This is a genomic window from Photobacterium lucens, from assembly GCF_009873615.1.
Lineage (GTDB): Bacteria > Pseudomonadota > Gammaproteobacteria > Enterobacterales > Vibrionaceae > Photobacterium > Photobacterium lucens.
The window spans coordinates 1-7,967 of sequence record NZ_SSMG01000356.1 but is presented as its reverse complement, the minus strand read 5'-3'; the positions used below and the strand labels follow the sequence as shown (position 1 = coordinate 7,967).

General features: G+C 42.8%; 7 protein-coding genes. 6 read left to right on the top strand and 1 reads right to left on the bottom strand.

Annotated elements, in window-relative coordinates:
• Positions 1-140: 140 nt before the first annotated feature.
• The 5 genes from E5A76_RS15075 (at position 141) to hypA (ending at position 6,628) form a co-directional block, all read left to right on the top strand.
• Positions 141-2,339: a sigma 54-interacting transcriptional regulator gene (locus tag E5A76_RS15075; RefSeq protein WP_161119409.1), complete on the top strand. Its 2,199-nt coding sequence runs from the start codon at positions 141-143 to the stop codon at positions 2,337-2,339.
• A gap of 32 nt (positions 2,340-2,371) precedes the next feature.
• A complete protein-coding gene (fdhD, locus tag E5A76_RS15070) occupies positions 2,372-3,202 on the top strand; it encodes a formate dehydrogenase accessory sulfurtransferase FdhD (protein WP_161119408.1) in 831 nt (276 codons plus the stop codon).
• Positions 3,203-3,295: 93 nt separating this feature from the next.
• Positions 3,296-3,883, top strand: coding sequence for a HupE/UreJ family protein (locus E5A76_RS15065; RefSeq protein ID WP_045065335.1), 588 nt, complete (start codon positions 3,296-3,298; stop codon positions 3,881-3,883).
• Between the two features lie 16 nt (positions 3,884-3,899).
• A complete protein-coding gene (hypF, locus tag E5A76_RS15060) occupies positions 3,900-6,275 on the top strand; it encodes a carbamoyltransferase HypF (RefSeq protein ID WP_161119407.1) in 2,376 nt (791 codons plus the stop codon).
• A gap of 11 nt (positions 6,276-6,286) precedes the next feature.
• Positions 6,287-6,628: a hydrogenase maturation nickel metallochaperone HypA gene (gene hypA, locus E5A76_RS15055; protein WP_008989662.1), complete on the top strand. Its 342-nt coding sequence runs from the start codon at positions 6,287-6,289 to the stop codon at positions 6,626-6,628.
• On the opposite strand, the gene E5A76_RS20780 is transcribed toward hypA, so the two are convergent.
• Positions 6,599-6,946 (bottom strand): hypothetical protein, encoded by a 348-nt coding sequence (locus tag E5A76_RS20780; RefSeq protein WP_316247337.1) that lies wholly within the window; start codon positions 6,944-6,946, stop codon positions 6,599-6,601. The genes hypA and E5A76_RS20780 overlap by 30 nt on opposite strands.
• Here E5A76_RS20780 and hypB point away from each other — a divergent pair.
• A complete protein-coding gene (hypB, locus tag E5A76_RS15050; protein WP_316247336.1) occupies positions 6,838-7,662 on the top strand; it encodes a hydrogenase nickel incorporation protein HypB in 825 nt (274 codons plus the stop codon). The genes E5A76_RS20780 and hypB overlap by 109 nt on opposite strands.
• Positions 7,663-7,967 lie beyond the last annotated feature (305 nt).

The following is a 7,967-nucleotide window of genomic DNA, read 5'->3' as shown; positions in this document are numbered from 1 at the left end:
CACTATATTGCTGTCACTTGATTAAATTGCTCAAATAATTAGCGGTCGTGCTTTTTGCATTATTAGTTCGCACTTATATTTATTATTTATTGATTAATATCAATACTTGGTTATTAAAATGGTTGAGAATTGTATTACAAATGCTTGAATTATTACTCTCCATTCGAGCGACATTATCAGCAAGAGTTAATGCCAACATGGAACGCTTTGAAAGTGATTTGATGACTTTTTCTAAAGCCTTACTATCAATCAATGATATTTCAGGCGTGATGGATTTTCTTAATAACGAAGATCTATTATTTATAAATGTTGAACGTGTGAATCTAATTTTAAAGCAAGATTTGGATAGCCAACCAAGCCTTTACTATTTAGATCAAGACAAGCAATGTCAGCAATTTGATTACACAGAATCAAGCCTTGCCCTACATGGTGCGGCAATGTGTGATTACTGCCATCATTTAGATGGTGAAACGCTATATCAAACATTTCCCCAATTAGCGAATCATCCTGCCTATGAGGGTGTGGCTAATTATTGCAAAATTCCGCTTTCTATTTGTAATCAGCCATTAGGTGCGATCGAATATATTAATTTATCGATGCCGAGTGATAGTGAAAGCGAAAAACAGTTCAAATTATTCAATAATATGATTTCAGCGATGATTGAACATATTATTGAGCATCAAACAGCTTCAACAGTAACTGAAAAACTGACCACCGAGAAAAATAACTTTCAGGTGTTAGTGGATGTTACTAATACTGTGATCAGTCAAAGTACCAAGAAAGAACTTATCGGCTCATTATTACGATTTTTATATCAACATTTTGGTATGAGCGATTTATCGATAATTCAATTAAGTGATGGTCATTATAACCAACACTCAGCCAGCTTTATTGATGGTGAAATGGATTATCAGTGTCATTTCTTTACCAATGATCGCATGATTAAAAATGCAATTAAAAATAATAAACATGTATTTTTAACGGCTAACGATATTGCCAAGATGCAAGCGGATAATAATAGTCCGTATTTTCCTGAGCGTGTAAAAAGTGCATGTGTGATGCCACTGATATTCCGTGGTGTCACCGTTGGCTATATCAGTTTCATGACCTTGCTTGAAAAGAACTATCAAGCGGCTGACGTTGAGTTATTTCAACAGATCGCAGCCCGTGTTGCCTTGGCAATGCATAGCATTAAAACCCATCAAGCAAGTATTCCTAGTCGCCCAATGACCAAGTTCGTCAATATTGCTGATGATATGGGCGATCACGTTATTTTTGACGACATCATTAGCCAAAGTGAAGTGATGAATAAGGTGTTAGAGCAAGTGGCGTTAGTGGCTAGTTGCGATAGTACCGTATTGATCTTAGGTGAATCAGGTACAGGTAAAGAGTTGATCGCCCGTGCCATCCATAAACTAAGTATGCGCAGTAAAACCCGCATGGTGAAAATGAACTGTGCTGCGATCCCTGCTGGTTTATTTGAAAGTGAATTGTTCGGTCATGAGCGTGGCGCATTTACTGGTGCAATTAGCCAGCGTGTTGGTCGTTTCGAACAAGCCCATAAAGGCACACTGTTTTTAGATGAAATTGGCGATATGCCATTAGAGCTACAGCCTAAGTTATTACGTGCACTGCAAGAAAATGAAATCGAGCGTGTGGGTAAAAACGAGCTGATCAGCGTTGATGTACGCATTGTGGTGGCAACTAACGTCAACTTGCTAGAAATGGTAGAGAAAAAGAAGTTTCGTAACGATCTTTACTACCGTTTGAATGTATTCCCAATCGAGATCCCGCCATTACGTGAACGTGCGGAAGATATTCCACTATTAGTGAAGCATTTCACCCGTGAACTCGCTAAAAAAATGGGTAAAACCATTACTGCGGTAGCAGCAGAAGATCTCGATATTATGCGCGCTTTCCCTTGGCCGGGTAATGTCCGTGAATTACGTAATTTTGTTGAACGTTCGGTGATTTTAACCCGAGGAAATGTGCTTAACGTACCTGTTCAGGAGCTAAAAACAAGCCACACGCTTTGCGCTGATTCTACGGTGGTTAGCGATGACACCTTAGTTGTAACTAAGACTGTACCTGTTGTGAGTGCAGCACCGTTATCTGATGACAAAATGGCTTCGCAATCAGCGTCACCAGCACAGAGTACACCGATAAAGCCAACCATAGATAAAGCTGCGGTGATCGCTGCATTAAAAGCGTGTCATGGGGTCGTAGCTGGGCCTAATGGTGCAGCGAATCAATTAGGTTTAAAGCGTACTACCTTGTTATCTCGCATGCAGAAAATGGGCATTAATTGCCAAGATTTTCGTGAAAGTCCAAGCGTTTAATTTCAGATTTTATTGATTATAGGATCACTATTTTGACCACCTTTGATGTGACATCAACCGATGACATTAGTGATGCTTGTCAGCGTCCAATTGTTCGCTATCGCAAAGGAGAAAGCGATTTTAGCGAGATGGATTTCATTATTGAAGAAACGCCTGTCGCACTGGCATTTAATGGCGTGGCTTACACCGTGATGATGTGTACGCCCCATGATTTAGAGCAGTTTGCGATTGGTTTTTCACTATCGGAAGGGATCATTGATCATCACCGTGATATTCACGATATGACCATTACTCACCACGATAACGGGATTAATTTAGACATTGAGATCGCTAATCGCTGTGCTGAAAGGCTCAAGCAAAAGCGTCGTTCATTAGCAGGATTAACAGGCTGTGGGATCTGTGGTGAAGAAAAATTAGAAACCGTGTGTCGGATGCTAATGCCACTGCCAACCAGCACTGAATTTGATTTAAGCCATTTAGAGCAAGCTTTACGCCAGTTACTGGATCATCAAGCACTTAACCAGTTAACAGGGGCGGCACATGCCGCAGCTTATCTGGATAAAAATGGGCAACTATTAGCGGTGTTTGAAGATGTGGGTCGTCATATTGCGTTAGATAAGCTGGTTGGTTATATCCACCAAAAACGCTTATCGGGCGGGGCAGTATTAGTGACCAGCCGAGCCAGTTTTGAAATGGTGCAAAAGGCAGCATCAGCAGGGGTTGAAGTGTTATTAGCCGTATCGTCAGCAACCAAGATGGCAGTGGATCTTGCGGATCGCTTGAATATCACCTTGCTTGGGCATTGTCGCCGTGGTCGAGCCGATGCGTATGCTCACCCAGAACGTGTTTTTGGCATGATTTAATGTCGTGCTTTGATCGTACTTAACGCTAAGTATGGCGTGAAGTATTTAACAACATTACCGGATATGCCGGTTAATTTTTAAGAAGATACTGATATGAAAATGAAACATCTAATGGTGGGTTTGCTAGCTACCTCTTTTTCTCCTCTTGCTTTAGCACACCCAGGTCACATTGGTCCTCACGCATCTGCGTTCATGAGTGGTTTTGTTCACCCATTCACAGGTATGGATCACCTAAGCGTAATGCTAGGTGTGGGTCTATTAGCGGCAATCATGGGTGGTAAAGCCATTTCTCGTCTACCTCTTGCATTCATCTCTATCATGATTGTTGGTGCTGCGCTGGGTGTTTCTGGTGTTGTGATCCCGGGTGTTGAACTAGGTATCGCTGTTTCTGTTATTGCTATGGGCGCAATGCTACTTGCTGGTGGTCGTCTTTCTGCAAAAGTAGCAACTGGTGCTGTAATGGCATTTGCACTATTCCACGGTATGGCTCACGGTATGGAAATGCCACTTGGTGCTCGTACAGCTGAATACTTCATTGGTTTCGTACTAGCAACAGCAACGCTACACGCTTGTGGTGTGGTACTAGGTAAGTTCATTGCAAACTCTGCAGCAAACCGTCGTGTAACAGGCGTACTAGGTGTCGTAATGGCGGCATTTGGTGGCATGTTAATGCTGTCTTAATTGCAGGTTAGTAATAGTGACAGACAACATTGCACGACAATATATTCATATTACCGGCATTGTACAGGGGGTCGGTTTCCGCCCCTTTGTCTACCAACTAGCGACACAACATGCGCTAGTTGGTTCGGTGATCAATGATTCGGAAGGGGTAAAGATTGACGTTCAAGGCTCGATTTCAACGTTAGTGTCTTTCTCTGCTCAATTAGTTGAGCAAGCACCGACATTAAGTCGCATTGATGATGTGACGATCACCGAACGACCATTATGGTCTGAATTGGAAAAGCCGATTACTTTTGGTATTGAACAAAGCCAACAGCGTGATAGCACAACAGTGTGTATATCACCAGATCAAGGGCTTTGTGATGCCTGTAAGCGGGATATTTCCAATGCAGATTCTCGATATTTCCAATATCCCTTTACCAACTGCACCCACTGCGGTCCTCGTTATAGCATTATTAAAGCACTGCCTTATGATCGCGCATCCACCAGTATGCAAGACTTTGCGCTGTGTCCTGATTGCGCCAAGGCGTATAAAAACCCGTTAGATCGTCGTTATCATGCCCAACCGATCAGCTGTGATTGCTGTGGCCCTTGGGTCACGCTTTATGATGCCAAGCTACGAGTAAAATCTTGTACGGAATTACCACTGATTGCTACTAAACACACGGCGATTGAGCAACTTGCACAACAGATTAAAAACGGTGACATCGTTGCCATTAAAGGTATCGGTGGTTTTCATCTAGCTTGCGATGCGACGAACCCTCAAGCTGTCGCCAATTTACGGTTATTGAAACATCGCCCATCAAAGCCATTAGCGATCATGGTGTCTGATGCTGGTATTGCTAAAGACGTGGTTGAAGGTTGTGATGCTGAATGGCAAGCATTAGAAGCACAAGCAAGACCGATTGTGCTGATGCGCAAGCGAGATACCCAATGTCGTCAAAATGTCAAAATGGCTGACGATCTTGCGCCTAACGTGCCATATCTAGGCATCATGCTTCCTTATACGCCATTGCATTATTTGTTATTTGCAGAGCTTGAGAAGTTGGGTGCAACCAGTGCATTAGTAATGACCAGTGCAAACTTATCAGGCATGCCAATAGCGACAGAATTAGCGCAGGTGAGTGCTCAGTTCTCTGGCTGTATTAGTGCTATTTTGGATCATAATCGCCCAATTGTGAGCGCATGTGATGATAGCCTTGTTCATTATGCTGGCGGAAGAATCCGTGTGCTACGTATGGCAAGAGGCTATGCGCCAGTGAGCCATTTTGGTACTGGTAGCGAACAAAGCACAGGTAATATCACCGTAGCCCTAGGTGCAGAGCAAAAATCAACGATTGGGTTAGCATTGCCGAAACAGTGGCTATTATCACCTTATATCGGTGACTTGGATGATCTTGATACCGAGCAGCGTTACCAAGATACCTTTCATCATTTAGCCGCACTGTATCATGTTAAACCGCAGCAATTGGTATGCGATAAACATCCCGGCTATCACTCATCACAATTTGCGCAAACCTACCACGCTAAAGCGAATTTAACTGCGCCACTGTTGAAGGTACAGCACCATCACGCCCATGTATTAGCGGTCATGGCAGAGCATCATTTAACCGAGCAAGTATTAGGTTTTACTTTTGATGGTACAGGTTGGGGCGACGATCAAACCGTGTGGGGTGGTGAAGTCTTACTTTCAACACCACAAAGTTACCAACGTGTCGGACATTTGCGTCAATTTCGCTTAATTGGCGGCGAAAAAGCGATAAAAGAGCCAGCTCGATTACTGTTTGCCATATTGCTGGAATGCTACTCATTGGCTGAAATTAAAGCGATGCAACTGCCAGCCTTCAGTGCTTGGAGTGAGTTTTACTTTAATAATCTCTATCAGTTATGGCAATCAGGCAGTCAATCGCCATATACCTCATCCATGGGGCGTTTAATTGATGCATGGGCAAGTTTATTAGGCTTGGTGGATAAGGTCGGCTATGAAGGCGAATGCGGCTTACAACTTGAACACGCTGCCATGAGTGCATGTTCAGAGTCAGCGTTATCGTTTGATATCAGTAAAACCAATCTTATCGACTGGCAACCGTTATTTTCAGCGCAATTACTGAAACAGATCGCCACTGATAAGAGTGATGCGTTACGTCACGAATTAGCCCTAGGTTTTATTAACGCAATTGCCAACGTGATCATAGATATTGCCCAAGGTTACAGCCATTTACCGATAGCGTTAGGCGGCGGTGTTTTTCAAAACCGAGTGTTAGTCGACAAGGTATTTGCGCTGGTGAAACAACAGGATTTATCCCTTTTCTGTGGCGAAACGCTTCCTGCTAATGATGCATCTATTGCTGCAGGGCAACTGTGGTATGCCATTTTCCAACATAATAATTAGAGAGACATGCTATGCATGAGTTATCACTGAGTATGAATACGGTGGATACCGTGGTTGAACAGGCGAAAAAGCAAGGCTTTCATCGTGTAACTCGGGTGACACTAGCCATTGGCACATTATCGTGCATTGAGCCCCATGCATTGGCAACTGGATTTGAATTTGCAACACGAGGGACGATTGCAGAAGGCGCTAAGTTAGCCATTGAGCCTGTACAAGCTCAGGTATGGTGTATGGATTGCCAACGTTATATTGATATGGACGAGCGTGGTGTCTGTTGCCCTCATTGCCATGGTTATCAGCTGAAAGTTGAAACCGGTGACGAATTAATGATTAAGAATATTGAGGTTGAGTAATGTGTAATGTATGTGGCTGCGGAGATAGCCGAGTAGAAGGTGTCGCACACGGGGATCATCATCACGATCACCACGGGCATAGTCACCATGAACATGACCACCACCACGAGCATCATCATAATGGACATCACCATGATCATAGCCAAGCTCAACAAGTGAGCAATGAACAGCCTGTTGTGATCCATCATCACTATCACCATCAAGGTGACGTGCATCATCACGTTCATTACACTTTACCTGCAACATCGCATCACGATCAAAGCCATTCGCATCACGATCACCATGAGCACTCTCATCACCAACCAGAAACCATGGCAAAAGGCGATTTACACTATGGTAAAGGTGAAGCAGAAGTCCATGTAGCTGGGGTTTCTCAGCGTCAACTACTGACGTTAGAGATGGATATTTTAGGCAATAACAACAAGCTTGCTGAACATAATCGTGAGCATTTTGAAGCTAATAAGCAGTTAGTGCTTAACCTCGTTTCAAGCCCAGGTTCTGGTAAAACGACTTTGCTTACTGAAACTTTAATGCAGTTAAAGCCGCAGTTTCCTTGTGCGGTGATTGAAGGGGATCAGCAAACCTCAAATGATGCGGATCGTATTCGTGCAACTGAAGTACCTGCAATTCAAGTCAATACTGGTAAAGGTTGCCATTTAGATGCACAAATGGTGCATGATGCTTATCATCAACTGGCCATGAATGAACCGGGTTTCTTGTTTATTGAAAACGTGGGGAACTTAGTGTGCCCAGCGAGTTTTGATTTAGGTGAAGCATGTAAAGTAGCAATCCTATCTGTCACTGAAGGGGAAGATAAGCCACTTAAATACCCGAATATGTTTGCAGCCGCTGACTTAATGTTGATCAACAAAGTCGATTTATTGCCGTATGTTGATATCAATATTGAAGACTGTATTGCGAGTGCTCGAAAAGTTAATCCAAATATTCAAGTGATCAAACTGTCAGCCAAAACTGGTGAGGGAATGGAGGCATGGTTAAATTGGCTGACTGAGCAACTACAGCAACGTCAGTAATCTCGACAGTTATTTATCAAATTTTAAAACCACAGGTTAACGTCATGTGCCTGTGGTTTTTTCTATCTATCATTGGCTTATCGATATTTTAACTAGAAAGAGCCTTGAGAACTGTGTTTTCTTTGCTGATTAGGATCGGATAGAGGGGATATTTTATAGATCAAACAGCCTAACTAATTTCATGCTCTTTTATGCGTTAGACCTTTTACTCATTTACATCGTATTAACGTGATTTTATCGCTTGAGTTCCGTTTTTAATAAGAAATATTTCTTGTTAAAAGCGAGAGTAAAGCTATAAGAAAATG

Coding starts and splice junctions, on each gene's coding strand:
- E5A76_RS15075 (WP_161119409.1), top strand. CDS start 141: ATGCTTGAATTATTACTCTCCATTCGAGCGACATTATCAGCAAGAGTT.
- E5A76_RS15065 (WP_045065335.1), top strand. CDS start 3,296: ATGAAAATGAAACATCTAATGGTGGGTTTGCTAGCTACCTCTTTTTCT.
- hypA (WP_008989662.1), top strand. CDS start 6,287: ATGCATGAGTTATCACTGAGTATGAATACGGTGGATACCGTGGTTGAA.